This is a genomic window from Nocardiopsis sp. NPDC006198, from assembly GCF_040613895.1.
Taxonomy (GTDB): Bacteria; Actinomycetota; Actinomycetes; order Streptosporangiales; family Streptosporangiaceae; genus Nocardiopsis; species Nocardiopsis tropica.
The window spans coordinates 20,179-46,770 of sequence record NZ_JBEXSY010000034.1 but is presented as its reverse complement, the minus strand read 5'-3'; the positions used below and the strand labels follow the sequence as shown (position 1 = coordinate 46,770).

Here is a 26,592-nt window from a genome sequence, read left to right as displayed (position 1 = left end):
GCGGGGCGGGCGGCGGGGTCAGCCCGCCCCCTCGAAGCGGTAGCCCCGGCCCGCCTCCGTGATCAGGAACCGGGGACGGGCGGGGTCCGGCTCCAGCTTGCGGCGCAGCTGCGCCATGTACACCCGCAGGTAGTTCGTCTCGCTCTGGTAGGCGGGCCCCCACACGTCGTGGAGCAGCTGGCGCTGGCTCACCAGCTGTCCGGCGTGGCGTGCGAGGATCTCCAGGATGTGCCACTCCGTCGGGGTCAGCCGCACCTCCCCGCCGTCGCGCAGGACGCGTTTGGCGCCCAGGTCCACGGTGAAGCACTGCGTGCGCACGACCGGCGCCTCCTCCGCGCGAACCGACCGGCGCTCGGCGGCCCGCATCCGGGCGAGCAGCTCGTCCATGCCGAACGGCTTGGTGACGTAGTCGTCGGCGCCCGAGTCCAGGCAGCGCACCTTCTCCCCGGCCGAGTGCCGTGCGGACAGCACGATGATCGGCACCTGGGACCAGCCGCGCAGGCGCCGTATGACCTCCAGGCCCTCCATGTCGGGCAGCCCCAGGTCGAGGAGGACCACGTCCGGGTGGTTCCCGGCGGCCAGCCGCAGGGCCGTGGCCCCGTCGGCGGCCGTGTCCACGTCGTGCCCGCGCGCACGGAGGTTGATCCGCATGGCCCGGATGATCTGCATGTCGTCGTCAACGACCAGGACCCGCATGGGACCCCCTCTCGCCATCGATGTCCGTCATATCGGGTTCTGTCGCCCTCAGGGTGAAGACCATGGTCAGCCCGCCTCCAGGGGTGTCCTCGGGGTCGAGTCTGCCGTGCATCGCCTCAACGAAACCACGGGCGACGGCGAGCCCGAGCCCCACCCCCGTGCCCTGGGGGGCGTCGCCCAGGCGCTGGAAGGCCTCGAACATGCGCTGCTTGCCCTCGTCCGAGACACCCGGCCCCCGGTCCGCCACGCGCAGCTGCACGCTGTCGCCGTGCGCGCTCGCGGCGACCAGGACGGGCAGGCGCGGATCGGGGTTGTACCGCACCGCGTTGGCGACCACGTTCGCCACCGCCCGCTCCAGGAGTCCGGCGTCGGCCAGGACCCGGGGCAGGCCGTCGGGGACGTCGACGGTGACGGCCTCGTGGGGCAGGCCGAGGAGGGTGATCGGGACGACCTCCTCCAGGCCCACCGCGCGGAGTTTGGGGCGCACGTTGTCGGTGTGCACGCGGCTCATGTCCAACAGGTTGTCGATCAGGCGGTTGAGCCGGTCGGTGGACTCCTCCGCGGTCTCCAGGAGGTCCTCCCGGTCCTCCGGGGTGAGCGTGATGTCGGTGGCGCGCAGGCTGGCCAGGCTCGCCTTGATCGACGTCAGCGGGGTGCGCAGGTCGTGCGACACCGCGGCCAGCAGTGCGGTGCGGATGCGGTTGCCGGCCGCCTGGCTCCTCGCCTCGGCCGCGTCCCACTCCAGCCTCTGGTGCTCCAGGGCGATGCCGATGTGCGCCGCGAACGCGCGCAGCACGCCCCGGTCGGCGGCGGGCAGCACCCGGCCGCGCAGGGCCAGCGCCAGGTTGTCGGAGACCGACACCAGCACGTCCGACTCGTCGGGGGAGTCGCAGGCCGGGGCGCCGACGCTGTGGGCGGGCCGCCACCGGCCGTCGTCCAACCGCTCCAGGAGCGTCGCCGACCGCTGCCCGAACGTCTCCCTGATGCGCCGGAGCAGCGCCTGGAGGGGCTCTTTGCCCGACAGGATGCTTCCCGCCAGGAGGGTCACCGCGTCGGCCTCGGCGCGGGCCCGCGCGGCCTGCGCCGAGCGCCGGGCCGCCATCTCCACCACGATCGCGACCAGCGTTCCCACCAGCGTGAACGCGGTCAGCGCCACCACGTTGTCCAGCGACACCGACGGTCGCCCGTGCAGCGGTGACACCAGGACGGTGAGCAGGATCGCGCTCCACAGCGCCGACACCAGCGCGGGGCGCAGCCCGCCCACGGCCGCGGTGGCGACGGTGATCAGCAGGAGGAGCATGGTGTCCGAGGCCGGGCCCACGTCCGAGAACAGCGGCAGGGCCAGGAACAGCGAGACGAGGGTGGGCGCCAGCAGCGCCAGGGTCCACCCGGCCGCACGGCGGTGCTCGCCCAGCCCCCGGCCCGGGGGCGGCAGGGGCCACCGGCCGCTGCCCACCCTCTCGTGGGTGACGATGTGCACGTCGATGTCGCCGGAGTCGCGGGCCACGATCGCGCCGACCCCGGGACCGAACACGTACTGCCAGGTCCGGCGGCGTGACGAGCCCAGCACGATCTGGGTGGCGTGCACGCCCCGGGCGAACTCCAGCAGGCCTGTCGGGACGTCGTTGCCGACCACCTGGTGGTAGGTCCCGCCCAGCTCGGCGAGGAGGCGCCGCTGCCGCAGGAGGTCCTCCGGCGGCGTCTGCGAGATCCCCTGCGGCGGCACGACGTGCACGGCCAGGAGGTGGCTCGGCTGGGGGTGCCCGCCCCGCGACCGGGCGGCGACGCGGGCGGCCCGGCGGATCAGCGTCTCGCCCTCGGGGCCGCCGGTGAGCGCCACGACGACCCGCTCGCGGGCCTCCCAGGTGCGCTGGATCTCGTGCTCGCCCCGGTAGCGGGACAGGCCCTCCTCCACGCGGTCGGCGGTCCACAGCAGCGCCAGCTCGCGCAGCGCCGCCAGGTTGCCCTCCCTGTAGTAGTCGGCCAGGGCGGCGTCGACCCGCTCGGCGGGGTGGATGTCGCCGTGCGCCATGCGGCGGCGCAGCTCCTGCGGGGTGATGTCGACGAGTTCGACCTCGGCCGCGCGGCGCACCACGTGGTCGGGGACCGTCTGCTGGGGGCGTACCCCGGTGATCTGGTGGACGACGTCGTTGAGCGACTCCAGGTGGTGGATGCCCACGGTCGACAGGACGTCGATCCCCGCCTCCAGCAGCTCCTCCACGTCCTGCCAGCGGGTCGGATTGGGAGCCCCCGGCGGGTTGGACCGGGCGAGGTCGTCGACCAGGGCCGTGCCGGGCGCCCGGGAGATCACCGCCGCGGTGTCCACCGAGCCGGACGGGTGCGGCGGCACGCACTCCAACCCCTCCAGGAGGGCGGACGTGCGCTCCCTCCGGTGCGTGTGGACGGCGGCGACCACCACGTCGGTGCCGTGCGAGGCCCGTCGTCGGGCCTCGACCAGCACGTTGTGCGTGGTGCCGACCCCGGGGGCCGAACCCAGGTAGATGCGGAGCTTTCCTCGTGCCACGGCATCCATTGTCGGGGCACGCGGGGGCGCCCGGGGCGGTTTCGCGCCGTGGGAAGGGTCGCGTCCGGTTCCGGTCCCGGGTCTGGCGCGGAAGCCGCGGTTGGCGATACTTGGTGTGGCGTCCCGGCGCGCGCACGGTGCGCACGCCGGCCCGGGCCGTTCCGTGCGACACGAGACCACCTGTGAGGAGGCGCGGCGACCACCCGCCCCGGGCCGGGTGCGCCCCCAGCCGCGAGACCGATGACCCATCCCCCCGACGACGCTTCGTTCCCCGGTCCCCCCGGAGGTCGGCCGTTCCCCGGCGGACCCCACCGGGGGCGGCCGCCCCGCCCCCACCCCGGACGGCAGCCCCCGCCCGGGCCCCACGGACCGCCCGGAGCGCCCCACGGCGGGTCTCCGGGACAGCGGTACGTCCCGCCCGTCCGGCCGGGCCACGGCGCTCCCGGGGGAGTCCCGCCCGGACAGCCGCCCGTACCGGGCCGCCCCGGAGGCCCGGCACGGCGCGGACCGGCCGTGCTGGTCGGGGTGGCCGCCGCCTCCCTGGCGGTGGTCGCCTCCCTCGGCGTCGTGGTGTGGGAGGCGGCGGGAGGCCGCCCCTACGCCGACCTGCCCGGCTGCCGTCAGCTGCTGTCCGAGGACGTGGTCGCCGGCATCCCCGGGGCCGACAGCCCGCTGGCCGAGGGCGACTACTACTCGGCGGAGGAGGCGGGTTACGCGGAGGACGGCCAGATCGGCTACCTCGCCTGCTCCGTCAACGACTCCTACGTCTTCCTCCTCGACGTCTTCGTCTCCCTGTACGAGTTCGAGGACGGCGGTGAGACCCTCGCCGACCTGCGCGAGGACATGGCGGACGCCCGGGAGGACCTGGAGGGGGACAGGGCGCCAGAGGGCATGCAGGGGGAGGTCCTCGACTGGCGGTCCGTGCGGGCCGGGGACGGCGGTTTCGCGGTCCTGTACCGCGACGGGGAGTACTCCGACGCGGTCGTCGCGACGGCCTCCTTCACCAGCGTGAACGTGGCGGTCATGATCAGCCTGCCGGTGGAGGACGGCGGTATCGGGGAGGGCGAGGCTCTGGACCTTCTCGAGGACATGGCGGGGCAGGTCGAGCGCAGCCTCTCCCGCGAGGCGGAGAGGGCGTGAGGACGGGCACGCCCGGGCCCGCGGCGCCGCCGGAGCCGACCCGGCCGCGCCGCGGGCGGTCCGCTAGTCCGCGTCGGGGATGAGCTTGCCCGGGTTGAGCACGCCCTCGGGGTCCAGCGCCGCCTTGACCGCGCGCAGCACGTCGCCGCCCAGGGGACCGATCTCCGCAGCCATCCACGGCCGGTGGTCCGACCCGACCGCGTGGTGGTGGGTGATCGTCCCGCCGTTGGCGACGATCGCGTCCGACGCGGCGCGCTTGGCCCGGCCCCAGCGCGCCACCGGGTCCGGCCCGGCCGCCGTCGCCACCGTGAAGTACAGGGACGCGCCGGTCGGGTAGGTGTGCGACACGTGGCACATCACCACTGCGCCGCCCTCGTCGCCCTCCAGCGCCCCCGTGAGCGCCTCGGACACGGCCGTGTACAGCGGCAGCAGGCCGGTCCACGACGCGGCGGTCTCCAGCGTCTCGGCGAGGATCCCCGCCGACAGCAGGGTGTCGCGCAGGTAGGGCGAGGAGAACCGGTTCTCGCGCCAGTGCGCCACCGGCTCCGGGCCGAGCGGGGTGCCGCCGGCCTCCGCCATGGCCTCCCGCACCGCGGCGGCGCGGGCCTCCACCTCCGCGGGGGCCCCCTCGAAGCCCAGCACGGCCTGGCACCCGGGGACGGCTTCGCGCCCGCCCATCGCCGCGCCCACGAACGTCTCCGACTCGTCGAGCACGCGCGCCATGGTCGGCCGGGCGTCCGACTGCGCCAGGACGCGCAGGGCGTCCGCGCCCGAGGCGAAGTCGGGGAACGACCACGCCTCGTCCAGCACGCGCTCGGGCGCCCTCCGCACGCGCACGCCCACCTCGGTGATGACGCCCAGCGTGCCCTCCGAGCCCAGCAGCAGGCGCCGCAGGTCCGGGCCGGCGGCCGACGCGGGCGGACCGCCCGCCTCCAGGGTGCCGCGCGGGGTCGCCACCCGCAGCGACACGACCATGTCCTCGAACCGGCCGTACCCGGAGGAGGCCTGTCCGCTGGAACGGGTGGCCGCGTAGCCGCCGATCGTCGCGTACTCGTGGCTCTGGGGGAGGTGCCCCAGGGTGAGCCCGTGCTCCGCCAGCATCGCCTCCGCGTGCGGACCGCGCACGCCCGCGCCCAGGACGGCCGTCGACGACAGGGGGTCCACGGACACCAGGCGGTCCAGGCGGCGCAGGTCCAGGGAGACCACGGCGTGGAAGCCCCCGCGCAGCGGGGTGACGCCGCCGACCACGCTGGTGCCCCCGCCGAAGGGCACGACGGCGACCCGCTCCTCCGAGCACACCGCGAGGAGCCGCTCCACCTCGCCGTGGTCGGCCGGGTAGAGGACGGCGTCCGGAGCCGGGTCCGCCCGGCCCGCGCGGCGCAGCAGCAGGTCGGGCGTGCTCTTGCCGCCGCAGTGGCGCAGGCGGACGGGGTCCTCCGTGCTCACGTGCCCGGGGCCGACCACCCCGGCGAACAACTCGCGCAGCCGGGGGCCGAGCCTGCTGGGCGGCAGTTCCACCAGCTCCTCCGGGACCGGGGGCATGTCCTGGAGGCGGGCCCGGAGCACCTGCGCGACGAGGTCGCGCAGACCGGGGTCCAGCTCCCGCCTCCTGGCGGGGTCGCCCCAGGCGAACCAGCTCATGTCGGGTGCGGTGTCCGTGCCCGGGGTGGGGCCTGTGCCCGCACCGGGGCCGTTCCCGTCGCCGGGCGGTGTCTTCTCGTGAGCCATGCCCTACAGTTTTACATATGGCGTCAAAACGTAACGTAGAGGATCGGATCCTGGACGCGGCCCGCGCCTGCGTCGAGGCCTTCGGGGTGCGCCGCACCACGCTGACCGACGTCGCGCGCCGCGCCGGGGTCAGCAGGCCCACCGTGTACCGCCGCTGGCCCGACGCGACCGCGCTCGTCGCGGACCTGCTCACGCGCGAGCTGCGGCAGATCCTCGCCGAGGCCGGCGCGGCCTCCGCCGACGACCCGGAGGGGGAGGGCGTGCGCCCGCGCCTGGTCCGCCACGCCGCCCGGGTCGCCCGCGCGATGCTGGCCCACCCGCTGTTCACCCGGATCGTGGACACCGAGCCCGAACTCCTGGCGACCTACACCTTCCACCGGCTGGGGACCAGCCACCGGGCCGCCCTCGACCTGGTGGAGCCCGTCGTCGCCGAGGGGCAGCGCGACGGCTCCGTGCGCAAGGGCGACCCCGAGGCCCTGGCCCGCCTCGTCCTGGTGACCGTGCAGGGCACGGTCACCTCGCGCCGCCTGTTCGCCGACGTCCTCGACGAGGACCGGCTCGTCGGGGAACTCGCCGTCCTCCTCGACGGCTACCTCGCACCCTGAAGCGCCGCGGCCCCGACGGGCCGGGCGGGGCCGCGCGCCGGCCCATCCGCCGCACCGTCCCCCGGAAAGGACCGCTCACATGAGCACTGCCAGTCCCGCGTCCCCCTCGCTGAACGCCGCCCGGAGAGCCGCCGACCTGGCCGGGCTGGAGGCCCGGCCCGAGGTGGACGTCCTGGTCGTCGGGGGCGGCGTGACGGGGGCGGGAGCCGCGCTCGACGCCGCTTCGCGCGGACTCTCCACCGTGCTGGTCGAACGCCACGACCTGGCCTTCGGCACCAGCCGGTGGAGCTCCAAGCTCGTCCACGGGGGCCTGCGCTACCTGGCCCGGGGGCAGTTCGGCATCGCCTACGAGAGCGCCCGCGAACGCGACCTCCTCATGCGGGTGACCGCGCCCCACCTGGTCCGCCCCATGCCGATGGTCGTGCCCGTGTACAGGGGGAGCGGCCTGGCCAGGGCGCTGTCCGTGCGCGCGGGCATGGGCATGGGCGACCTCCTGCGCGTGATGGCGGGGACCCCGGGGAGCGTGCTGCCCCGCCCGCGGCTGCTCGACGCCCGCCAGACCCTGCGCCTGCTGCCCGGCGCCGCCAGGCGGGACCTGCTCGGCGGCATCCTGTCCTTCGACGGGCAGCTCGTGGACGACGCCCGGCTCGTCGTCGCTCTGGCGCGCACCGCCGCGCGCGAGGGGGCCAGGGTCATCACCCGCTGCTCGGCCGAGAGCGTGACCGCCGACGGCGCGGTGCTGAGGGACGCGGCCACCGGCAGGATCGTCCCCGTGCGCCCGCGCGCCGTCGTCAACGCCACCGGTGTGCACGCGGGGCTCCTGGACCCCCGCGTGCGGCTCCGGCCCAGCAGGGGCAGCCACCTCGTGCTCGACGGCGCGGCCCTAGGACACCCCCGGGCCGCGCTCACCGTGCCCGTCGGCGGGAGTGTCAGCCGCTTCGTCTTCGCCCTGCCCCAGACGGACGGGCGCGTGTTCGCCGGGCTCACCGACGAACCCGTGGACGGCCCCGCGCCGCACGTCCCCGACGTGCCCGAGGGCGACGTGGACTTCCTGCTCGACCGGTTCAACGGGGCGCTGGAGAACCGGATCGGGCGCGATGACGTCATCGGCGCGTTCGCCGGACTGCGCCCGCTGCTGGAGGGCGTCGGCGACAGCGCCGACCTGCCGCGCGAGCACTCCGTCTCCGTCGCGCCCAACGGGACGGTCACCGTGGTCGGCGGGAAGCTCACCACCTACCGGGCGATGGCGGAGGAGGCCGTGGACGCCGCCGTGCGCGCCCGCCGGCTGCCCGCCGGACCGTGCCGGACGCGCTCCCTGGCCCTGGTGGGCGCCGCCTCCCGCGAGGAGCTGGACGCGGTGGAGGCCCCACGCCGCCTGGTCGAGCGGTACGGGACCGAGGCCGTCGACGTCCTGGACGGGGCCGGCGGCGCCCCCGCCCTGCTGGAGCCGGTCGTGCGCGGTGTCACGGGCGCCGAGTTCCGGTTCGGCGTGCGCCACGAGGGGGCCATGGACGCGGACGACCTGCTGGACCGCCGGACCCGGATCGGGCTGGTCCCGGCGGAGCGGGCCGAGGCGCTGGCCGCGGCGGAGGACGCGGTCGCCGCGGCGGTCTGAGGCGCGGAGGGGAGGCGGACCGGGGGAGGGGGCGGGGCAAGGGCGATCGGGACGGGCATCCGGGTTCTCGCCACACCCGCGTCCCCTGTCCCGCAGGGGCCTGATCGCGTAAGGTCGTAGCCGTTCCGCGCCGGACCTCCCCCGAACGGCCGCCGGACGCTCCCGCAGCCGCCCCCTCCCGCGGTCCGCCCGTCCACGAACCGCCCCGCCGAAGGAGTCACCCATGCCCACGCTCGTTTCCGTGCCCGCCCTGGCCAAGGAGGAGGACTCCTTCCTCGCGGGTGTCCCGGACGAGTACCGGCACTACTTCAACGGCCGGCCTCCGGTCCCCTTCGCCAAGCGCCACTGGGAGTTCGCCGGGGAGCCCGCCAGCATCCCCCTGGCCCGCGCCTTCCTGGACACCTGCGCGGCGACCAGGGACTCCGAGTTCCGGTACGTGTTCGCGCTGCTGGGGACCGAGCTGGCGACCAACGCCATCCGGCACAGCCGTTCGGGGGAGGACGGCCAGACGTTCGTGCTCAAGGTGACCCGGGGGCCCAACGGCCTGACCCTGGCCTGCCGCGACAACGGCAGGCCGACCAGCTCCCCCTCGGGGGAGGACGGCCCGCTCAGCGCCGGACCGCTGGCGGGCGACCGGCTCACCGCCGAGAACGGCCGCGGGCTGGCCCTGGTCGACAGCTTCGCCACCGCGTGGGGCGACAACGGGCACCCGAGCATCCGCAAGGTGTGGTTCCACCTGGCCTACGACCTCACCGGCAGTTCCTGGCCCGCGGCCTGACCACGGCCCGGGGGCGGGGCCGCGCCGGGCCCCGCCCCCGGAACCCGTGTCCGGGCCCCGCCCGGGGGCCTTGCCAGGGCCGCCGCGGGCGTGCCAACATACCGACGAGTAGCGATGGTGGCGCAGATCACGGGACGGCGCGATCCCGGTCCGCCCGGGCCTTCCCGCCCGGAACACCCCAGGCGAGCTCACGTCGGCACCGACACCGAACGCGGTCCACGACGGCCGGCGTCCCGCGCCGGCCGGTGCCCCCCGACCGCCGAGCCGCCTCCCCCGCGCGGCCCGATCCCGAGGTGTCCCCATGGATTCCGCCATCGCCACGATCGCGCTCCCGGCCGCGCTCGCCGTCATCATGCTGGGCCTCGGACTGAGCCTGACCGTCGCAGACTTCGTCCGCCTCGCCGCACTGCCCGGCACGGTCGCGCTCGTCCTGGGCTGCCAGATCCTCCTCCTGCCCCTGTTCGCCCTCGGCCTGGTCCTGCTCTTCCAGCCGCCCCCGGCCCTGGCGGTCGGCATGATGCTGTTGGCGGCCTCCCCCGGAGGCACCACGGCCAGCCTGTACAGCTACCTGTTCCGCGGCAACGTCGCGCTCAACATCTCCCTCACGGCGCTCAACTCCGTCACGGCGATGGTGAGCCTCCCGCTGATCACCAACCTGTCGATCGCCCACTTCATGGGCGACGGGGACACGCTCGGGCTCCAGGCCGACAAGGTTCTCCAGGTCTTCGCGATCATCCTGGTCCCGGTCGCCGCGGGCATGCTCGTCCGGGCCCGCGCCGCGTCCTTCGCCCGGCGCATGGAGCGGCCGGTCAAGGCGGCGTCGGTCCTGGTGCTGTTCGGCGTCATCGCCGTCGCGGTCTTCCAGGAGCGCGCCGACCTCGTCGACTACCTGGTCGCCGTGGGCCCGATGGTGCTGCTGTTCAACGTCGCCGGCCTCGTCGTCGGCTACTGGGCGCCGCGCGCCATCGGGACGGGACGGCCCGAGGCGATCGCCTCGTGCATGGAGATCGGCCTGCACAACACCACGCTCTCCCTGGCCATCGCGCTCAGCCCCGCGCTGCTCGACAGCACGGAGATGGCGATCCCCTCGGCCGTGTACGGCGTGCTCATGTTCTTCACCGCCGCCGCCACCGGCATCCTGCTCAACCGGCGGGGCGTCCGCCAGGACGCACGGGCCGCCGGGGGCTGAGGCGCGGTCCCGCCGGGCGCGCGGCCCTCACCTGCCGTCGAGGTAGGCGAGCACCGCGCGCACCCGGCGGTGCCCGCTGTCGGACGGCGACAGTCCCAGCTTCGCGAAGATGTTGCCGACGTGCTTGTGCACCGCGTTCTCGGTCACGACGATCCGCTCGGCGATCTCCCCGTTGCCCAGGCCCTCCGCCATCAGCCCCAGCACCTCGCTCTCGCGCCGGGTGAGGGACTCCAGGGGATCCCGGGACCGCCGTGCCAGGAGCTGCTGGACCACGGCCGGATCCATCACCGTGCCCCCCTCCGCGACCCGGTGCAGGGCGTCCACGAACTCGCTCACCCGGCCCACCCGGTCCTTGAGCAGGTAGCCCACCCCGCCCCGGCCGTCGGCCAGCAGTTCACCGGCGTAGTCGCGCTCCACGTACTGCGACAGCACCAGCACCGGCAGCGCCTCGTGGCGCCGCCGGGCCGCGATCGCCGCGTGGATGCCCTCGTCCCGGAAGTTCGGCGGCAGCCGCACGTCGACGATCGCCAGGTCGGGCCCGTGTCGATCCACGGCGTCGGCGAAGGCCGGCGCGTCCACGGCGATTTCCACCACCTCGAACCCGCGCGTGGACAGCAGCAGTTCCAGGCCCGCGGACAGCAGCACGTTGTCCTCGGCTATCACGATCCGCACGGCAGCTCCACCTCGACCACGGTCGGCCCGCCCGCCGGGCTCTCCACGCGCACGGTACCGTCCAGGGCGGCCACCCGGCGCCGGATGCCGGTCACCCCGGTGCCGCGGGACTCGTCCACCCCGCCCGCGCCGTCGTCGCGCACCGACACGCGCAGGACGCCGCCGACACGGTCCAGGCGCACGACGATCTCCTCGGCGGCGCCGTGCCGCACCGCGTTGGTGACCGCCTCGGTGACCACGAAGTACGCGGCGGTCTCCGCCGCCACCGGCAGCGTGCCCAGGTCGCCCACGTCCAGCCGGGTGGTGACCGTGGTGCGGGCGACCAGCGCGCTCAGCGCCCCGGCCAGCCCCCGGTCGGCGAGGATGGGCGGATAGATGCCGCGGATCACCTCGCGCAGCTCCGTCATCGCCTCCTCGGCGCCCTCGTGGGCGTTCTTCAGCAGTGCGGCGAGCCGCGGGTCCTCGGCGAGGGCCTCGCGAGCCACGCCCAGCTGCATCGCGATCGAGACGAGCCGCGCCTGGGTGCCGTCGTGCAGGTCGCGCTCGATCCTGCGCAGCTCCGCACCGTGGGCGTCCACCACCTCCGCGCGGGTCCGGCTCAGCTCGTCCACCCGGGCGGCCAGCAGCTCGGCCTCGGTGGGGGCGAGCAGCCGCAGGTTGAGGCGGGCGTGCGCCTTGGCCGCCGGGACCACGGCCCACCGGAGCAGGACGACCCCGAGCGCCAGCTGCGCGGCCATGAGGAGCAGGGCCGAACCCCAGCCGTCGGCCGGGATCCCGAGGAACTGGAACTCCATGCCCTCCGGGAGCGCCCACCAGAACGGGAACTGCACCGAAGTGACGGGCAGGGAGACCGCGGCCACGCCCAGGAGGCCGGCGAGCATGCTCACCGCCGTGAACACGGGCATCCACAGCAGCACCCTGCGGGTGGACGGTTCGCGCCACAGCGCGCGGAAACCGGGGGTCCCGGAGCCCGGGAGCTCCGGCACCGGGACCCGGAGCAGGTCCGAGGCCCGCCCCTGGTGCCACGCGGCGAACCTCCCCACGGCGCCCAGCCAGGGCGGCAGCAGCACGAACCCGAGGCCGCCGATCGGCACGGTGAGCACCACGGCCAGGGTCAGCGGCAGAGCCACCAGCACGGCCAGGCCGGAGGCGAAGGCCACCAGGAGGTAGCCGCCCGCCCGCAACGCCCGAGCCCAGACCTCGTTCATCCTCGTTACTCCCCGTTCACGTAGCAACCCCTCGGCAACGATCAGTCTGGGGCATTCCGGAGGTGCCCGGCACTACAGCCAGCCACCCTGTTCCCCCTCCACGCGTCGGCGGGCGGGCAGGACGCGGCCGGCGTCCGGACGGCCCGGCCCGGACAACCGATCGACAACACATGGGCATCTTCGGGGCGAAGACCGGGAAGGACTCCTGAACCGCCGCACACACGCAGGAAGGAGAGGCCGGTGCCCTTCCCGAACCGCACGTCACTGCCCCGCCCCGTCCACGGGATCTATGTCCGCAACGTCCTCCAGAGCTGCGGCGGCCACTTCGCCGCGGCGTGGGCCGAGGCGGAGCCCCTGCCCGCCGGGCACCCCGACGGCTTCGAGTTCGTCAACGCGGTCCAGCCCGTCGGACCCCGGGGGGAGCGCCTCCCCGAGGAGCTGGCTGCGGCCTTCGCCCAGGGCCTGCGGCTGGCATGGCACGCCGGGGACGGCGCCCGACCGGGTATCGTCGCCCTGGTGCGCCTGGTCGACGCCCGCTGGCACCGGGAGGACTCCACACCCCGGGCCTTCCGGATGACCGGGGAGCTCGCGGCCCTGGAGATCTCCCGCTGCGTGTCCGAGGACCGGGATCCGCGTCCGGTGCTGCGCAGCAGCAGACAGCCCTACCTCCCCTGGGAGCGGAGCATGCTCGGTGTCCTCAGCGACTGACGTCCCCCCGGCCGGTCCGGCCGCCCCCCTCACCGCGCCCGACGCCCCCGTGCCCCCGGCCCCCCGGCGGCCCTGGCCCGCCCTCCGGGCGGAGGGAGGCCCCACCCCCCGGAGGTTCGCGGCCGACGCCGCGGCCTCGCTGGTCCACCTGGCCCTCGCCGGCGGACTGCCCGACCCCCGCGACCTGGGCGCCGACGACCCGCTCCCCTGGGCCCGCCTCGCCCTGTCCGCCCTGATCACGGCCGGGATCCTGCTGCGCTGGCGGCTGCCCGCGGCGTCCTTCTGCACGGTGCTCGCCGCCACGCTCGCCGCCCTGGCCGCCGGATGGACCGCGGAGCCGTTCACCGCGGCCGCGTGGACGCTGTACCCGCTGGCGCTGACCTCGCGGCACGGCTCCTTCCGGCCCCGGCACTGGGCCTACCTCCTGGGCGCGCTCCTCGTGCTGGTGGCCGCGGGCGTGGACCCGGTGCCGCTGGAGGAGCCCGTCCGGGCCCTCGTCGTCGGAGCGGTCCTCCTCTCGCTCTCGTGGTTGCTGGGACGCTCCGTCCGGGAGCTCCGCGAGCAGGAGGAGCGCGCGGTGGCGGCCGTCGAACGCGAGGCCCGCACCCGGGAGAGGCTGCGGGTGGCCAGGGAGGTGCACGACGTCGTCTCCCACACCCTGGGCGCCATCGGCATGCGCGCGGGGGTGGCCCGGTACGCGGGCGGGGACGCCGAGGAGCTGCGGTCGGCCCTGGCCGACATCGAGGAGGCCGGCCGGGAGGCGTCGAACGAACTCCGCCGGGTCCTGGGCGCACTGCGCGCCGACGCCGACGCACCGCTGGACCCGCAACCGGGGCTGGACGGGCTGGCCGCCCTGGCGGACACGGCACGCCGCACCGGGATCGACTGCCGGCTGGAGGTCTCGGGCGTGGAGGGGGTGCCGCCCGCCGTGGCCGTCAGCGTGTACGGGATCGTCCGGGAAGCGGTCACGAACGTCATCAGGCACGCTCCCGGCGGCTCCTGCTCGGTGGTCGTCACCGGGGGAGGGGACGCCGTGGAGGCCGAGGTGACCGACACCGGCCCGGCCCGGGGACGCGTCGGCTCACCGGGAGGGGGCGTCGGCATGGTCGGCATGCGCGAGCGCGTGGCGGTCCACGGCGGAACCCTCACGGCCGGCCCTCTGCCCGGCGGCGGCTTCCGGGTCCGCGCCCGCGTCCCCTCCGGCCCCGGCGGCTGAGGGCGCGGCCGGCGGGAGGAGGGGCGCGGAGGGGCGGCGCCGTTCCGCGGCCGCCCGGCGTCCGGGACACTGGAGGCGGTGCTCCGGGCCGGAGCCGTGCTCCGGGCCGGACCCCGGTCGGGACGTCCCCGCCGCCCCGGAGAGCCCGCGGGGCGCGCACGGGCCCCGACCGCGTTCGCGACACGACGGCCGGAGGACTCATGGGGGAGACCGCACCCGTGCGGATCGTGGTGGCCGACGACCAGGACCTCCTGCGCGGCTCCTTGCGCATGCTCATGGACGGAGACCCCCGGCTCACCGTCGTCGGCGAGGCCCGTACCGGGCGGGAGGCGGTGGACCTGGCGGCCCGCCTCCGGCCCGACCTCGTCCTCATGGACGTCCGCATGCCCGAGATGGACGGACTGGCCGCCACCCGGGAGATCTGCGCGGCCGCCCCGCACACCAGGGTGGTCGTGCTGACCGTGTTCGACCTGGACGACTACGTGTACGGCGCCCTGCGGGCCGGGGCCAGCGGATTCCTGCTCAAGAACACCGCCCCCGAGGAACTGCTCCGCGCCGTCCACGTGGTCGCCGACGGGCAGTCCCTGCTCGCCCCCGAGGTCACGGGCCGCCTGATCGCCCACGTCGTGCGCGAGAGGGCCGGAACGGCGCCCGCCGCCTGGGCGCGGACGCCGCTCGCCCCGCGGGAGAGGGAGGTCGTCACCCTCATCGCGCGCGGGCTGTCCAACGCCGAGATCGCCGACCGCCTCACCCTCAGCCGCGCCACCGTCAAGACGTACGTGAGCCGCCTGCTCGCCAAGCTCGGCGCCCGCGACCGCGCCCAGCTGGTGGTGTTCGCCTACGAGAGCGGGCTCGTCAGGGCCGCCGGCGCGGGGGGCGACGTCCTCCCGGGGTGACGTCGGGACTGTCCTCCCCGGGCGGACGCGCCCGGGACCCTTCCGGCCCGACGATGGGTCCCATGATCGAGATACGCGGACTCACCAGGCGCTTCGGCGCCCGGACGGCGGTGGACGGGCTCACCTTCACCGCCCGTCCCGGCCAGGTCACGGGCTTCCTCGGACCCAACGGCGCCGGAAAGAGCACCACCCTGCGGGTGCTGCTCGGACTCGACCGCGCCGACGGGGGGACGGCCCTGATCGGCGGGAGGCCCTACACGGAGCTGCGCCGGCCCGCCACCGCCGTCGGCGCCCAGCTCGACGGGGGAGGAGCGCACCCCGCGCGGACGGCCCGGGCCCACCTCGGGTGGATCGCCAGGGCGAACGGCCTGCCCGCCTCCCGGGTGGGGGAGGTGCTGGAGGGCGTCGGCCTGGGCGGGGCCGCCCGGGCCCGGGTGCGCACCTTCTCGCTGGGGATGGGACGGCGGCTCGACCTGGCCGCCGCCCTCCTCGGCGACCCGGGGGTACTGGTCATGGACGAGCCCGTCAACGGCCTCGACCCGGAGGGCATCCGCTGGGTGCGGTCGTTCACGCGGGCCCTGGCCGACGAGGGGCGCACCGTCCTCCTGTCCAGCCACTTCATGGGCGAGATCGCGAGGATCGCCGACCACCTGGTGGTGATCGACGGCGGGCGCCTGGTCGCCGAGGGCCGCCCCGACGAGGTGGCCGCGGGCCACGCCTCCCTGGAGGACGCCTTCTTCGCCCTCACCGGGCGCCCCGGCGGCGCGGACACGGGGTTCGGGCCGTGGCCCGGCGGCAGCGGCGCCGCCCGGGGCGGGGGAGAACGATGATCGACACCGTGCGCGCCGAGGCGTTCAAGCTCCGCACGCTCACCTCGGTCCTGTTCACCTGCCTGGCGACGGCCGCGCTGACGGTCGGGCTGGCGTGGCTGTCGGGATGGTCGGTGGGGAGGGCCCTCACGGACAACCCCGGTCTCCTCGTCGGGGAGGTCGTGCCGGAGCAGTCCGGCTTCGACGCGATCTCCTACGGGCAGGCGGGCATGGTGGTCCTGGGCGTGCTCGCGGTCGGCACCGAGTACACGGGAGGGCAGATCCGCGCCTCCCTGCTGGCCGTGCCGCACCGCCCCCGGCTCCTGCTGGCCAAGGCCGCCGCGGTCGCGGCGGCGGCACTGGCGGTCGCCCTGGCCACCGTGCCCGCGGCCTTCGCGGCCACCCAGGTCGGACTGGGGGAGCACGGGTACCCGCTGACCGGCATGCTCGACCGCCCCGTCCTGGGAGCGCTGGCGGGCGCGGTCGCGTACTGGGTGCTCCTCGCCCTGCTGGCGGCCGGGATCACCGTCGTCCTGCGCAACACGGTGGTGCCGCTGGTCCTCCTGATCAGTCTGGTGCTGGCCCTGTCCTTCTACCTCTCGATGCTGACCGGCCTGGCGGACCTCCTGCCCGACCGGGCGGGGGCGCAGATGTTCCTGAGGGGCGGCCCCAACAGGACGGACCTTTCCGCGATCGGGGGCGGCGCCGTGATGGCGGCCTGGGTGGCGGGTGTGTGGGCGGTCGCCGTGCCGCTCTTCGCGCGCAGGGCCGCCTGACGGGACGCGGCGCCGGAGCGGGCCGGGCGGGTCTGCCCCCGGTCCGCGGAGCGGTGCTCCGGCGCAGCCCTTCCGGGGCCGCCCCGGCGGGCGGCGGCGCGGTCCCCGCGGACGCCGCCCGCGCCGAACCACACCCCGGGGAAGGCGGGTCCGGCCCGGGGCAGGGGGCGGACGCCGCGGGACGCGGTGCTCAGTCCTGCTCCCCGCCCTCCTCCTCGTCGTCGTCCCGGGTGAGGGAGTCCACGGCGACCGCGACGCTGATCACGAGGGCGGCGTCGCCGCCGATGTCGCTCCGGTGGGTGTTGACGTCCACCGCGTAGGTGTCCCTGACGCGGAACCACTTGCGGGACACGTGCGCGACGGTGCCGTGCTCGTCGGCGATGACGTACTCCTTGCCGAGGAAGTCGCCGGTGACCTCCCAGTCCGGCGCGCCCTCCATGTCCACCACGAGCTTGTCGCGCAGGGGGTTGACCAGGCGTTTGCGCACGGTGGCGACGGTGTCGCCGTCGCGCTCGACGCGCATCTGGTCACGGACCTTGAACAGCTTCTTGCGGATGACGGTGAGGACGTTGCCGTCGGTGTCCTTGAGCTCGAAGGTCGTGCGGATCCGCAGGGCCTTGCCGTCGACGAGGAAGACCTTGCGGTCGTCCTCGTCGGTCACCCAGTAGTCGTCACCGATGTCGAAAACGCGTTCGCGTACCAGGAATTTCATGCCTCGAAGCTAGGGCACGGGGATTCCGCGCACCACCCCGGGCCACGGCCTGTGGACGGCCCGGGGTCCGCGGCGCCGGAGGGGAGCGCGGGTCGCGGGGGCCGTGTGCGGCGCGCACACCCGCCGGCCTGCGGCTCCGGGACGGGGCAGGCGCATCCGGTTCCCCGTCATCCCAGCGCGGCGCGGTCGCGGACGACGGCGGCCCGGTACGCGGCCACCTCCCGTTCCACGTCCGCGTCGTCCCACCCCAGCGGCGGCGCCACCAGCGCCGCCGCCCCGGGCGCCAGGGCCGCGCCGCCGTCGGGCGCTTCGAGCGCCACCCGGGTGCGCCGGGCGAGCACGTCCTCCAGGGTCCGGGCCCCCTCGTGGGTCACCGCGTACCGGAGTTCCGCCGCCAGGTAGCCCGCCACGGTCGCCCCCAGGGCCGGGTCGCGCCGCACGGTCTCCAGCACCCGCGGCGTCTCGTCGCCGTACCGCAGGAGCATGCGCCGTACGTGGTGCTCCGCGACCCCGTGCCCGGAGGCCGGTGGGGCGGGCCGCCCGGCGGCGCCCTGCCGGTCGCGGGCGCCGACCAGCGGGATCCGCGCGGTCGGGGTCGGCGGCAGCCTCCGGCCCAGCACCCGGCCGACCGCGTCCACCGCGTCCCGTGCCATCAGGCGGTAGGTGGTGTACTTGCCGCCCACGACCGTCACCACGCCGTGGCCGCTCAGCACCGCGTGGTCGCGCGAGAGCGCCGACGTGGCCGAGGTGTCCCTGGAAGCGAGCAACGGCCGCAGCCCGGCGTGGGCGCCCAGCACGTCCGCCCTGGTCAGCGGGCGGGCGAGGTAGCGGTTGACGTTGCGCAGCAGGTAGTCCACGTCCTCGGCGCCCACCCCCGGGGCGGCCCGGTCGCCCTCGTACGCGGTGTCGGTGGTGCCCAGCAGCCACCGCCCGTACCACCGCCGCAGGATGATCACCGAGTCCTCCGCCCGCGCGATGAGCCCCGTCCGTGAGTCGAAGGCCCCGCCCTCCACCAGCAGGTGCACGCCCTTGGCCGGGCGCACGGCGAAGGCCGGCTCACCCGCCATGGCCTGGACGTCCGCGGCCCACACGCCGGCGGCGTTGACCACCGAGCCCGCCGACACCTCCAGTTCGCCCCCCTCGGCCGTGCGGACGGCCACCGCGCGCACCCGGCCCCCCTCCACGCGCATCCCCGTGACCCGGGCGTGGCTGAGGACGAGCGCGCCGTGGCCGGCGGCGGTCCTCGCCACGGCCAGGGTGTGCCGGGCGTCGTCCATGCGCCCGTCGTGGTACCGGATGCCGCCGGTGACCACGGAGGCGTCCAGCCCCGGGGCGAGCGCGAGCGTGCCGCGCCGGGACAGGTGCCGGTGCGCGGGGACCCCGGCCCCCCGCCGCCGAGCCAGCGCCATGGCGTCGTAGGCGAGCACCCCCGCACCGAAGTACGGGCGCTCCCACCAGCGGGTGGTCGGGAGCAGGAAGGGCTCGGCGGCCACCAGGTGGGGGGCGGTCACGCCGATCATCAGGTCCCGTTCGCGCAGGGCCTCCGCGACCAGGGAGAAGTTGAGCTGTTCGAGGTAGCGCAGCCCGCCGTGCGCCGTCTTGCCCGAGCGCGACGACGTCCCGCCCGCCAGGTCCCCGGCCTCGACCAGCAGGACCGACAGGCCCCTGGCCGCGGCGTCGAGCGCGCACCCCGACCCGGTGATGCCGCCGCCGACCACGACCACGTCGAAGTGCCCGCTCCCGGCCCGCGACAGCACCCGGTCACGGTCGGCGGGGGAGAGCCGGTGCGGTTCAGAGCCCACGGGTGACCTCCGCGTCGTCACCGGCGGGAGAGGGCCGCGGGACCCGCCCGGGGGCGGGACCCGCAGCGAGGGGCCGCCACAGCGGGCGGGCCGCCTCCAGGTGTGCGAGGTAGCGCCCGTAGCCGTCGTCGTAGTGGGCGCGCAGGGCCGGATCCGGTTCCACGGTCGCGGACGGGGCGGTCCACCCGGCCCGGTCCACCGAGTCGCCCACCGCCGAGAGGACGGCGCCGCGGGCGCCGACCTCGGGGGCGCGCGCCGTCTCCAGCGGTATCCCGAGCACGTCGGCGAAGACCTGGAGCCACGGAAGGGACCGGGAACCCCCGCCGCAGACCAGCAGGCGGTCCGGAGACCCCGCCGTGTCGAAGCAGTGCCGGGCCGCGTAGGCCAGCCCCTCGCACACCGCGCGCACGAGGTCGCCCCGCGAGGTCGTCAGCCTGACCCCCGTGAACTGGCCCGCCGCCCGCGGGTCGACGAACGGTGCGCGCTCGCCCGACGTGGCCAGGTACGGCAGCACCTCCACCCCTCCCGCGCCCGGGGCGCTCTCGGCCAGGGAGCGGCCGACGCCCTCCACGTCCATCCCGAGCACGGACAGCAGCCAGTCCACGGACGCCGTGCCCACCATCGCCGGCATCGCCCGCAGCCACCGTCCCCGCTCGCCCGTGGAGACGTGGAACCCCGCCGGGGTCCCCGCGGTCTCCAGGCGGTCGACGAGCACCATGCACCCGAGGGTGGTGCCGACGATCATCAGGGCGTCGCCCGGGTCGCGCACGCCCGCCCCCACCGCGCAGGCGGGGAAGTCGAACGGGCCCGAGCTGACCGGGGTCCCCTCCGGCAGCCCCAGCAGGCGCGCGCCGTCGGCGTGCAGCCCGGCGCGGGGCGCGGCCGAGACGGGCGCCAGGAGGCCGCGCCGGCCGGAGAGCCCCGTCAGCTCCAGCACGGTGTCGCTGTACCCCTTCCCGGAGCCGTCGCCGAACGGCATCGAGCTGTCGCTCGCGTCGGTGGCCCGCCTGCCGGTCAGCCGGGCGAACACCGCGTCCTTGCAGTACCCGGCCGTCGCCGCCCGGTCCAGGGACCCGGGTTCGTGCTCGTCGAGCCAGGCCAGCAGGGGCGCTGCGGTGCCGGGGAACATGGTCGTGCCGTTCTCGCGGTAGACCCGCTCGGTCACCCCCGTGCTGTTCCACCGCCGGAGGATCTCCGAGGCGCGCCCGTCCAGCCACGACATGGCGGGGCGCACCTGCCTGTGGTCGGCGTCGGTGAGCCAGCACCCGTCGCCCTGCCCGGTCACCGCCACCAGGTCCGGCGGGGCGCCCACCTCGGCGGCCACGGCGCGGACCACCTCCGACACCCCCGCCAGGACGTGCTCCAGGTCCTGTTCGACCGCGCCCCCCGGCCCGTGGGCCACCGCGAGGCCGCGTCCGCGCACGGCCAGCGCCGCGCCCGTCTCGTCGAACACGACGGCCTTGACCACGGACGTGCCCGCGTCCACCCCGAGGAGGGTCCGCCCGCCGCTCACGGAGCGGCCTCCCCCGGGGAGGCCGGCGCCCCGGGGGCGGGCGGGGGGACGGCCGTGTCCGGGGGCCGCGCGTCCGGCGGGGGTTCCGCCGCCGCGCAACCCCCGCCGTCCACCTGTTCGGGGAGCCGTCGGCGGACCCGGGCCGGGCAGGCGGGCGCACCCTCGCGCAAAGCGGTGGCTTCGTCGAGCGGTCGGGACATGGGACGGGTCTCCTCACGCCGTCGGGGGCTGCGGGAAGTGCCGGTGCTCCGGTGGTTGCGGGAAACTGCGGGGCGGCCGCCGAGGGGCCCGTGTCCGGTGGGCCCCGGCGGAGTCAGGGTGCGGCATCCAGGGCCGACCGCAGGTAGGCGCGGGCGTCGTCGTGGTCGGCCGCGACGTGCTCGGCGAGGGCGAGCGCGTCCTCGCCGGGCGGGTAGTCGCGGTTGGGAAGGGCGACGACGCGCATGTGCGCCGCGTCGGCCGCGCGGATGCCGTTGGCCGAGTCCTCCACGGCCAGCGGCACGGCGGTGGACGGGGGGACGCCGAGCCGGCGCAGGGCCTCGGTGTAGACGTCGGGCGAGGGCTTGCCGCGCGCGACCTCCTCGCTGGAGACCGTGGCGGCGAACAGGCCCGCCAGTCCCTCGCGCTCCAGGACGGTGTCGATGACGGGTCGGGCCGCGGAGGAGGCCAGGCCGATCACGGTCGCCGCGGCGGTGTCGGTGAGGAGGTCGCGGGCGCCGGGGAGGAGGGGGCCTCGGCCGGCCAGGAGGGCGTCGCGCATGTGCGCGACGCAGGACTCGTACACGTGCTCCGGGTCGACCCGGGCGCCGGTGCGGCTTCGGATCCGCCCGGCCACGTCCCGCGACCACTCGGGGCTGCTCATGCCCTGCACCCGGAGTGTGTCGTCGCGGGACCAGGGCGCGCCGTGGCGCCGGCAGTACACCTCCCAGGACTCCTCCCACAGGTGCTCGGTCCACACGACGACCCCGTCGAGGTCGAAGACGACCACGGGGCGGCCCACCGGGGTCCCGTGCCCGTCCGGGGAGGGGGACCCGGTCCGGCCGGAGGGGCCCCGCCGGGCGGGTTCAGCCGTCATCGCCCGCCACCTCCACCGGCACGTCGTGTTCGCGGAGTCGGGCGAGGTGTTCGCGGGGGGTCGCGGAGTCGACGATCACGGACGTGAACCCTTCCAGCGGCAGGAGGCGGTGGAGCGCGCTACGGGTGAGCTTGGAGTGGTCGATGAGCAGGTGGCACCTCTCGGCGGCGGCGACCATCTCGCGTTTGACCGCCACGATCCTGTCCTCCTGGTGGAAGGCGTGACCCGCCGTCACCGCGGAGGTGCTGACGAAGGCGACGTCGAAGCGCATCGAGCGGATGGCCTCCACGCAGGTCGTTCCGAGGAACGAGTCGTGCTGCACGTCGTAGGTGCCGCCGAGCGCGACGACCTGCACGTCCCGCAGCCGGGACAGCTCCGTGAGGGCGCGCAGGTAGTTGGTGGCCACGGTGAGCGGGGCCAGTTCCGCCAGGTGGGGGATGAGGTGCGCGGCGGTGGTGGAGTCGTCGACGAGCACCGACATGCCGGGCTCGACCAGCCCGGCCGCCCGCGCCGCGATGGCGCGCTTGGCGTCGGCGTTGACCCGTCTCCGGTACTCGACGTTGGACTCGAAGGTGCCGCTGGGCTGGGCGGTGGCCACCCCCCGCGCCTTGCGGAGCACCCCCTGGCGCTGGAGCTCGTCCAGGTCGCGGTGGATGGTCATGACCGAGACCCCGAAGCGTTCGGCCAGCTCCTGGGCGGACACCGACCCGCTGTCCAGGACGAGGCCTGTGATCAGGGAACGCCGGTCCCCCGGCCCCGGGGGCCGTTCGTCCTCGACCCGGTCGTGCTCGCTCGGGTCCGCCTTGGCCGCCACGGTGCGTGTCCCCCGTCGTTCGTCGTCTCTGTTGCCGAACATCTCAACCGGGCGGCCCGCGTGTGTCAACCCTCGGTGTGAAGATCACTCGTCGCGACGCGGCGGGTGTAGAGGGCAACGCCCTGCTGAACTGGGGAACCACCGGAAACCGGCGAGGCCGTCCGTGAACATCACCGGAAAAGGTGTGACGAACACACCTTGACATGAGAAGAGACCGGTTCTACGTTGGCCGTCACCACGTCCGAAGGTGAAGCAGGTCACATCCCTGTGCGCCTCCGAGCAGAGGATCCGCGGTGCGCGCTGCCGGTTCACCACGCGAAGCTCCCCCCGACCCCGCCGACCGGCGCGACGCCCTCTGGCTCGGCGTCGACCTGGGGACCCAGGGCGTCCGCGCCGTCCTCGTCGACGACCACGGCGCCGTCGTCGGCTCCGGAGAGGCCGCCCTGCTCCGCGACCACCGCGACGGGCCCCGCCACGAACAGGACCCCGAGGAGTGGTGGAGCGCCACCTGCCGGGCCACCGGCGCCGCCCTCGCCGCGCGGGACCCCGGGGACGGGCGCCCGGTCGGCGCCGTCAGCGTCGACGGCACCTCCGGCACCCTCCTGCTCCAGACCGCCGACGCGCTGCCCGTCGGACCGGCCCAGATGTACGACGACGCCAGGGCGGCCTCCCGGACCGCGGCGATCCACGCCCTGGGCGCCGACCACGTCCAGCCCACCTGGGCCCTTCCCCGCCTGGTCGGGCTCGCCCGCGAGGGCCGCCTCGCCCCGGGACTGCTCGTCGCCCACCAGGGCGACCACGTCTCCGGGCGCCTCGCCGGAGCGGCCGTGCCCACCGACACCAGCCAGGCCCTCAAGACCGGCTACGACCCGCGGAGCCTGAGCTGGCCGCACACCCTCGTGGACCGCCTCGGGATCGATCCGGCGGTCCTGCCCCCCGTGGTCGCCCCCGGCGCCACGGTCGGCCACGTCACCGCGGCGGCCTCCCGCGCCTCCGGCATCCCCGAGGGCACCCCCGTCCGGGCCGGCATGACCGACGGCTGCGCGGCCCAGGTCGCCACCGCCGCCCTCGCACCGGGGCTCTGGTGCTCGTCCCTCGGCACCACGCTCGTCCTCAAGGGCGCCAGTCCCCACCCGCTCCGCGACCCCTCCGGTGTGGTCTACAACCACCGCAACCCGGACGGCGGCTGGCTGCCCGGGGGCGCGTCCAGCACCGGTACCGGACGGCTCGACACCGACCTCGGCGGCCACGACCTCGACCTGCTCACCGCGCGAGCGCTCCGCCTGGGCGTCCCCGGCGGAGCCACGTACCCGCTCGCGGGCACCGGCGAACGGTTCCCCTTCGCGGCCCCCGGCGCACGGGGGTTCGACATCGGCCCCGGGAGCGGCCCGGCGGACCCCGCCGCGCGCCTCAACCGGATCGCCCACGGGCTGGCCTACGTCGAACGCCTCTCCCTGGACGCCCTCGCCGCGCTCGGCGCCGACACCGCGGGACCGGTCACCGCCGTCGGCGGCGCGGTCCGCAACCACTGGCTCACCGCCCTGCGGGCCGACGTCCTCGGCCGCACCGTGCTGGTCCCCGCGCACACCGGGTCGGCGTTCGGCTCCGCCGTGATCGCCCGCGCCCCGGCGGGCCGCCTGGCCGAGACCGCGCGCGCCATGGTCCGCGTCGCCCACCGCTACGAACCCGATCCGTCCCGCGCGGACGAACTCGCACACGGGTACCGGCGCCTCGTCGAGGCCCTCCGCGACCGCGGGTGGCTCGGCGGCCCCCGGACCCCGGAGGGGGCCACGGCATGATCCCCGCGCACTCCGAGCTGTCCCTGGTCCGCCACGGCCGCACCGTCTGGCACGCCGAGAACCGGTACGCGGGCAGTTCCGACATCCCCCTCGACCGCACCGGCCGCGACCAGGCCCGCGCCCTCGCCCTCTGGGTCGGCGACCACCCCCACGACGCGGTCGCCTGCTCCCCGCTCGGCCGCGCCAGGGCCACGGCCCTCCCCGCCGCCGCGGCGCTCGGCGTGGAGCCCGTCGTCCTGCGGGACCTCTCCGAGGCCGGCTTCGGGCTGGCGGAGGGACTGACCCTCGCCGAGACCGACGCGCGCCACCCCGGCGCGGCGCACGCCTTCCGCGCCGACCCCGCGGCCCACCCGCTCCCCGGGGCGGAGGACCCCGCCGCGGTCGCGGACCGCGTGCGCGCGGCCCTGCGGAGCCTCGCCGACGAGTACCCCGGGCGGCGCGTCCTCGTCGTCGCCCACAACACGGCGCTGCGCCTGGCCCTGTGCTCCTGGCTCGGCATCCCCCTGGCCCACTACCGGCGCGTGCTCCCCCGGCTGGACAACGGCGCCGTCACCCGGCTGCGCGTCCCCGCCGACCCCGCCGAGCCGCCCGCCCTGCTGGCGCTCAACCTCCCGACGCGCCGGGAAACCCGCACGGACCCGCGGACACACGCCTCCCCGGTGAGCCCCCGGTGCCCCTCCGACCCGGCGCGTCCGCGGACCTCCGCGCCCCCGGCGAGTCCCGGTCCGGACACGCGGCGGGACCCCGGCCCCTCCGACTGACCCCCGGCGCGGCCGACCGGCGGCCCCGCCGGACGGCGCCACCCCCCACCACCGACCGGAGAGCACCATGAACCCCAGAAGGAACCGCCGCCCCCCGCGTACCCCCGGATCCCCCCTCGTCCCCGGCCCGCCCGGAGCGCCGGACCTGTCCCGGCGCCGTGCCATGGGCCTCCTGGGCGCGGGCGGCGCGGCCGCGGCGGGAGCGGTCCTGCTGCCCGGGTGCGGACTGGGCACCGGCAGCATCGCCGGCGGCGAGAACGGGGCCGGCGAGGTCACCGGGGCGTTCGACTGGCGCAAGGCCGAGGGCGCCGAGATCTCCGTGCTCCAGACCCCGCACCCCTACCAGGTGGCCTTCCAGCCCCTCCTCGCGCAGTTCACGGAGCTGACCGGCATCACCGTCAACGCCGACCTCGTCGCGGAGGCCGACTACTACACGCGCCTCAACACCGAGCTGGCCAGCGGCGCGGGCAACTACGACGCGTTCATGACCGGCGCCTACTTCATCTGGACCTACGGCCCGCCCGGCTGGATGGAGGACCTGCGCCCCTGGATCGACAACGAGTCCGCCACGAGCGACGAGTACGACTTCGACGACATCTACGAGGGCCTGCGCACCTCCACCTCGTGGGACTTCACCACCGGGAGCCCGCTGGGCACCGGAGGGCAGTGGGCCGTCCCGTGGGGCTTCGAGACCAACGTGATCTGCTACAACAAGGCCGAGTTCGACCGGCGCGGCATCCGGCCGGCGGAGACCTTCGACGAACTCCGCGAACTGGCCGTCGACCTCACGGACCGCTCGGAGAACACCTACGGCCTCGCCTTCCGGGGATCGCGCTCCTGGGCGACCATCCACCCCGGGTTCATGACCCAGTTCACGAGGGAGGGCTGCGTCGACTACACGCTGGAGGGCGACCGGCTCGTGGCCGCCATGAACTCGGAGGCCGCCGTCGACTTCACCCGGAAGTGGGTCGACCTCGCGCGCGACGCCGGCCCCACCTCCTGGACCACCTACGACTACCCCGACTGCACCGCCGACCTCGGGTCGGGCACGGCCATGATGGTCTACGACGCGGACTCGGCCACCTACCCCCAGAACATCGCGGGCAACAGCGCCGAGGCGGGCAACCTCGCCTGGCACCCGGGACCGGCCGGACCCGACGGCAACTACGACACCAACCTGTGGACGTGGTCGCTGGCCATGAGCTCCGCGTCCCGCAACAAGCTCGCCGCCTGGCTGTTCATCCAGTGGGCCACGGGCAGGGACGCCCAGAGCCAGGCCGTCCAGACCGGCGAGCTGGGGTTCGCCGACCCCACCCGCGAGTCCGTGTTCGAGGACGCGTTCAAGGCGGGCCTCGGCGAGTTCTCCGGCTACCAGGAGACCTTCGAGAGGGTCATCGACTCCACGAGGATCCACTTCACGCCGCAGACGCAGTTCTTCGAGAACACCGAGAACTGGGCGGTGGCGCTCCAGGACATCTACGCGGGCGACGACGCCGGGGAACGGCTCGACGCGCTGGCGCGGGCGAGCACCGACGCGCTCGACACCGAGTGAGGGG

Annotated in this window: 23 protein-coding genes; 13 read left to right on the top strand and 10 right to left on the bottom strand. The window is 75.7% G+C overall.

Annotated features, from left to right (window positions below; genetic code table 11):
* Positions 1 to 18: 18 nt before the first annotated feature.
* Positions 19 to 696, bottom strand: a complete 678-nt coding sequence (locus tag ABZ234_RS21685) for a response regulator (RefSeq protein ID WP_330161417.1) — start codon at positions 694 to 696, stop codon at positions 19 to 21.
* The gene (locus tag ABZ234_RS21680; RefSeq protein WP_344182715.1) at positions 677 to 3,229 is read right to left on the bottom strand and encodes an ATP-binding protein; all 2,553 of its coding nucleotides are present in this window, start codon (positions 3,227 to 3,229) and stop codon (positions 677 to 679) included. The genes ABZ234_RS21685 and ABZ234_RS21680 overlap by 20 nt, the downstream gene beginning before the upstream one ends.
* Positions 3,230 to 3,733: 504 nt before the next feature.
* Here ABZ234_RS21680 and ABZ234_RS21675 point away from each other — a divergent pair.
* Positions 3,734 to 4,360, top strand: coding sequence for a hypothetical protein (locus tag ABZ234_RS21675; protein WP_267946380.1), 627 nt, complete (start codon positions 3,734 to 3,736; stop codon positions 4,358 to 4,360).
* A 63-nt stretch (positions 4,361 to 4,423) separates the two neighbouring features.
* Here ABZ234_RS21675 and ABZ234_RS21670 read toward each other — a convergent pair whose 3' ends face one another.
* Positions 4,424 to 6,001 (bottom strand): FAD-binding oxidoreductase, encoded by a 1,578-nt coding sequence (locus ABZ234_RS21670; RefSeq protein WP_355013259.1) that lies wholly within the window; start codon positions 5,999 to 6,001, stop codon positions 4,424 to 4,426.
* Positions 6,002 to 6,105: 104 nt separating this feature from the next.
* On the opposite strand from ABZ234_RS21670, the gene ABZ234_RS21665 reads away from it, so the two are divergent.
* The 4 genes from ABZ234_RS21665 to ABZ234_RS21650 all read left to right on the top strand — a co-directional run bounded on the left by ABZ234_RS21665 (position 6,106) and on the right by ABZ234_RS21650 (position 10,275).
* On the top strand, positions 6,106 to 6,693 hold the full coding sequence (locus tag ABZ234_RS21665; protein ID WP_344182718.1) for a helix-turn-helix domain-containing protein: 588 nt from the start codon (positions 6,106 to 6,108) through the stop codon (positions 6,691 to 6,693).
* A 79-nt stretch (positions 6,694 to 6,772) separates the two neighbouring features.
* Complete coding sequence (locus tag ABZ234_RS21660; protein WP_355013249.1) at positions 6,773 to 8,308, top strand: glycerol-3-phosphate dehydrogenase/oxidase; 1,536 nt, start codon at positions 6,773 to 6,775, stop codon at positions 8,306 to 8,308.
* Between the two features lie 223 nt (positions 8,309 to 8,531).
* Positions 8,532 to 9,086, top strand: a complete 555-nt coding sequence (locus ABZ234_RS21655; protein ID WP_267946377.1) for an ATP-binding protein — start codon at positions 8,532 to 8,534, stop codon at positions 9,084 to 9,086.
* 301 nt (positions 9,087 to 9,387) lie between these two features.
* Positions 9,388 to 10,275 carry a bile acid:sodium symporter family protein gene (locus ABZ234_RS21650; protein ID WP_267946376.1) on the top strand — a complete coding sequence of 296 codons (888 nt, stop codon included), beginning with the start codon at positions 9,388 to 9,390 and terminating at the stop codon, positions 10,273 to 10,275.
* Between the two features lie 27 nt (positions 10,276 to 10,302).
* Here the strand turns inward: ABZ234_RS21650 and ABZ234_RS21645 are convergent, their stop codons facing one another.
* Complete coding sequence (locus ABZ234_RS21645) at positions 10,303 to 10,947, bottom strand: response regulator transcription factor (protein WP_355013248.1); 645 nt, start codon at positions 10,945 to 10,947, stop codon at positions 10,303 to 10,305.
* Positions 10,935 to 12,155, bottom strand: a complete 1,221-nt coding sequence (locus ABZ234_RS21640; protein ID WP_355013247.1) for a sensor histidine kinase — start codon at positions 12,153 to 12,155, stop codon at positions 10,935 to 10,937. The genes ABZ234_RS21645 and ABZ234_RS21640 overlap by 13 nt, the downstream gene beginning before the upstream one ends.
* Before the next feature lie 240 nt (positions 12,156 to 12,395).
* Here ABZ234_RS21640 and ABZ234_RS21635 point away from each other — a divergent pair, with 240 nt between their 5' ends.
* From ABZ234_RS21635 to ABZ234_RS21615, 5 genes are all read left to right on the top strand, one after another.
* The gene (locus ABZ234_RS21635; protein ID WP_267946373.1) at positions 12,396 to 12,863 is read left to right on the top strand and encodes a hypothetical protein; all 468 of its coding nucleotides are present in this window, start codon (positions 12,396 to 12,398) and stop codon (positions 12,861 to 12,863) included.
* Positions 12,847 to 14,079 (top strand): histidine kinase, encoded by a 1,233-nt coding sequence (locus ABZ234_RS21630; protein ID WP_355013246.1) that lies wholly within the window; start codon positions 12,847 to 12,849, stop codon positions 14,077 to 14,079. The genes ABZ234_RS21635 and ABZ234_RS21630 overlap by 17 nt, the downstream gene beginning before the upstream one ends.
* A gap of 200 nt (positions 14,080 to 14,279) precedes the next feature.
* On the top strand, positions 14,280 to 14,975 hold the full coding sequence (locus ABZ234_RS21625) for a response regulator transcription factor (protein WP_355013245.1): 696 nt from the start codon (positions 14,280 to 14,282) through the stop codon (positions 14,973 to 14,975).
* Positions 14,976 to 15,037: 62 nt separating this feature from the next.
* Positions 15,038 to 15,805 carry an ATP-binding cassette domain-containing protein gene (locus tag ABZ234_RS21620; protein ID WP_355013244.1) on the top strand — a complete coding sequence of 256 codons (768 nt, stop codon included), beginning with the start codon at positions 15,038 to 15,040 and terminating at the stop codon, positions 15,803 to 15,805.
* Positions 15,802 to 16,560: an ABC transporter permease gene (locus ABZ234_RS21615; RefSeq protein WP_267946369.1), complete on the top strand. Its 759-nt coding sequence runs from the start codon at positions 15,802 to 15,804 to the stop codon at positions 16,558 to 16,560. The genes ABZ234_RS21620 and ABZ234_RS21615 overlap by 4 nt, the downstream gene beginning before the upstream one ends.
* Positions 16,561 to 16,750: 190 nt before the next feature.
* Here the strand turns inward: ABZ234_RS21615 and ABZ234_RS21610 are convergent, their stop codons facing one another.
* From ABZ234_RS21610 to ABZ234_RS21590, 5 genes are all read right to left on the bottom strand, one after another.
* Positions 16,751 to 17,272, bottom strand: coding sequence for an LURP-one-related family protein (locus ABZ234_RS21610; protein ID WP_330158692.1), 522 nt, complete (start codon positions 17,270 to 17,272; stop codon positions 16,751 to 16,753).
* A gap of 167 nt (positions 17,273 to 17,439) precedes the next feature.
* Entirely contained in the window at positions 17,440 to 19,074 is a 1,635-nt protein-coding gene (locus tag ABZ234_RS21605; protein WP_355013243.1) for a glycerol-3-phosphate dehydrogenase/oxidase, read from the bottom strand.
* Positions 19,064 to 20,587, bottom strand: coding sequence for an FGGY-family carbohydrate kinase (locus ABZ234_RS21600; protein ID WP_355013242.1), 1,524 nt, complete (start codon positions 20,585 to 20,587; stop codon positions 19,064 to 19,066). The genes ABZ234_RS21605 and ABZ234_RS21600 overlap by 11 nt, the downstream gene beginning before the upstream one ends.
* A gap of 313 nt (positions 20,588 to 20,900) precedes the next feature.
* The gene (locus ABZ234_RS21595) at positions 20,901 to 21,662 is read right to left on the bottom strand and encodes an HAD family phosphatase (RefSeq protein WP_267946365.1); all 762 of its coding nucleotides are present in this window, start codon (positions 21,660 to 21,662) and stop codon (positions 20,901 to 20,903) included.
* Complete coding sequence (locus ABZ234_RS21590; RefSeq protein ID WP_355013241.1) at positions 21,652 to 22,518, bottom strand: DeoR/GlpR family DNA-binding transcription regulator; 867 nt, start codon at positions 22,516 to 22,518, stop codon at positions 21,652 to 21,654. Before ABZ234_RS21590 ends, ABZ234_RS21595 begins: the two co-directional genes overlap by 11 nt.
* Positions 22,519 to 22,769: 251 nt before the next feature.
* Here ABZ234_RS21590 and ABZ234_RS21585 point away from each other — a divergent pair, with 251 nt between their 5' ends.
* The 3 genes from ABZ234_RS21585 (at position 22,770) to ABZ234_RS21575 (ending at position 26,588) form a co-directional block, all read left to right on the top strand.
* Positions 22,770 to 24,275: an FGGY-family carbohydrate kinase gene (locus ABZ234_RS21585; RefSeq protein ID WP_355013240.1), complete on the top strand. Its 1,506-nt coding sequence runs from the start codon at positions 22,770 to 22,772 to the stop codon at positions 24,273 to 24,275.
* A complete protein-coding gene (locus ABZ234_RS21580) occupies positions 24,272 to 25,036 on the top strand; it encodes a histidine phosphatase family protein (protein WP_355013239.1) in 765 nt (254 codons plus the stop codon). Before ABZ234_RS21585 ends, ABZ234_RS21580 begins: the two co-directional genes overlap by 4 nt.
* Positions 25,037 to 25,103: 67 nt before the next feature.
* A complete protein-coding gene (locus tag ABZ234_RS21575) occupies positions 25,104 to 26,588 on the top strand; it encodes an extracellular solute-binding protein (RefSeq protein WP_355013238.1) in 1,485 nt (494 codons plus the stop codon).
* Positions 26,589 to 26,592 lie beyond the last annotated feature (4 nt).

Excerpts from the sequence above, each read along its gene's own strand:
- ABZ234_RS21685 (WP_330161417.1), bottom strand. The coding sequence starts at position 696 with ATGCGGGTCCTGGTCGTTGACGACGACATGCAGATCATCCGGGCCATG.
- ABZ234_RS21680 (WP_344182715.1), bottom strand. The coding sequence starts at position 3,229 with ATGGATGCCGTGGCACGAGGAAAGCTCCGCATCTACCTGGGTTCGGCC.
- ABZ234_RS21670 (WP_355013259.1), bottom strand. The coding sequence starts at position 6,001 with ATGAGCTGGTTCGCCTGGGGCGACCCCGCCAGGAGGCGGGAGCTGGAC.
- ABZ234_RS21665 (WP_344182718.1), top strand. The coding sequence starts at position 6,106 with ATGGCGTCAAAACGTAACGTAGAGGATCGGATCCTGGACGCGGCCCGC.
- ABZ234_RS21660 (WP_355013249.1), top strand. The coding sequence starts at position 6,773 with ATGAGCACTGCCAGTCCCGCGTCCCCCTCGCTGAACGCCGCCCGGAGA.
- ABZ234_RS21655 (WP_267946377.1), top strand. The coding sequence starts at position 8,532 with ATGCCCACGCTCGTTTCCGTGCCCGCCCTGGCCAAGGAGGAGGACTCC.
- ABZ234_RS21650 (WP_267946376.1), top strand. The coding sequence starts at position 9,388 with ATGGATTCCGCCATCGCCACGATCGCGCTCCCGGCCGCGCTCGCCGTC.
- ABZ234_RS21640 (WP_355013247.1), bottom strand. The coding sequence starts at position 12,155 with ATGAACGAGGTCTGGGCTCGGGCGTTGCGGGCGGGCGGCTACCTCCTG.
- ABZ234_RS21625 (WP_355013245.1), top strand. The coding sequence starts at position 14,280 with ATGGGGGAGACCGCACCCGTGCGGATCGTGGTGGCCGACGACCAGGAC.
- ABZ234_RS21620 (WP_355013244.1), top strand. The coding sequence starts at position 15,038 with ATGATCGAGATACGCGGACTCACCAGGCGCTTCGGCGCCCGGACGGCG.
- ABZ234_RS21615 (WP_267946369.1), top strand. The coding sequence starts at position 15,802 with ATGATCGACACCGTGCGCGCCGAGGCGTTCAAGCTCCGCACGCTCACC.
- ABZ234_RS21610 (WP_330158692.1), bottom strand. The coding sequence starts at position 17,272 with ATGAAATTCCTGGTACGCGAACGCGTTTTCGACATCGGTGACGACTAC.
- ABZ234_RS21595 (WP_267946365.1), bottom strand. The coding sequence starts at position 21,662 with ATGACGGCTGAACCCGCCCGGCGGGGCCCCTCCGGCCGGACCGGGTCC.
- ABZ234_RS21590 (WP_355013241.1), bottom strand. The coding sequence starts at position 22,518 with ATGTTCGGCAACAGAGACGACGAACGACGGGGGACACGCACCGTGGCG.
- ABZ234_RS21580 (WP_355013239.1), top strand. The coding sequence starts at position 24,272 with ATGATCCCCGCGCACTCCGAGCTGTCCCTGGTCCGCCACGGCCGCACC.
- ABZ234_RS21575 (WP_355013238.1), top strand. The coding sequence starts at position 25,104 with ATGAACCCCAGAAGGAACCGCCGCCCCCCGCGTACCCCCGGATCCCCC.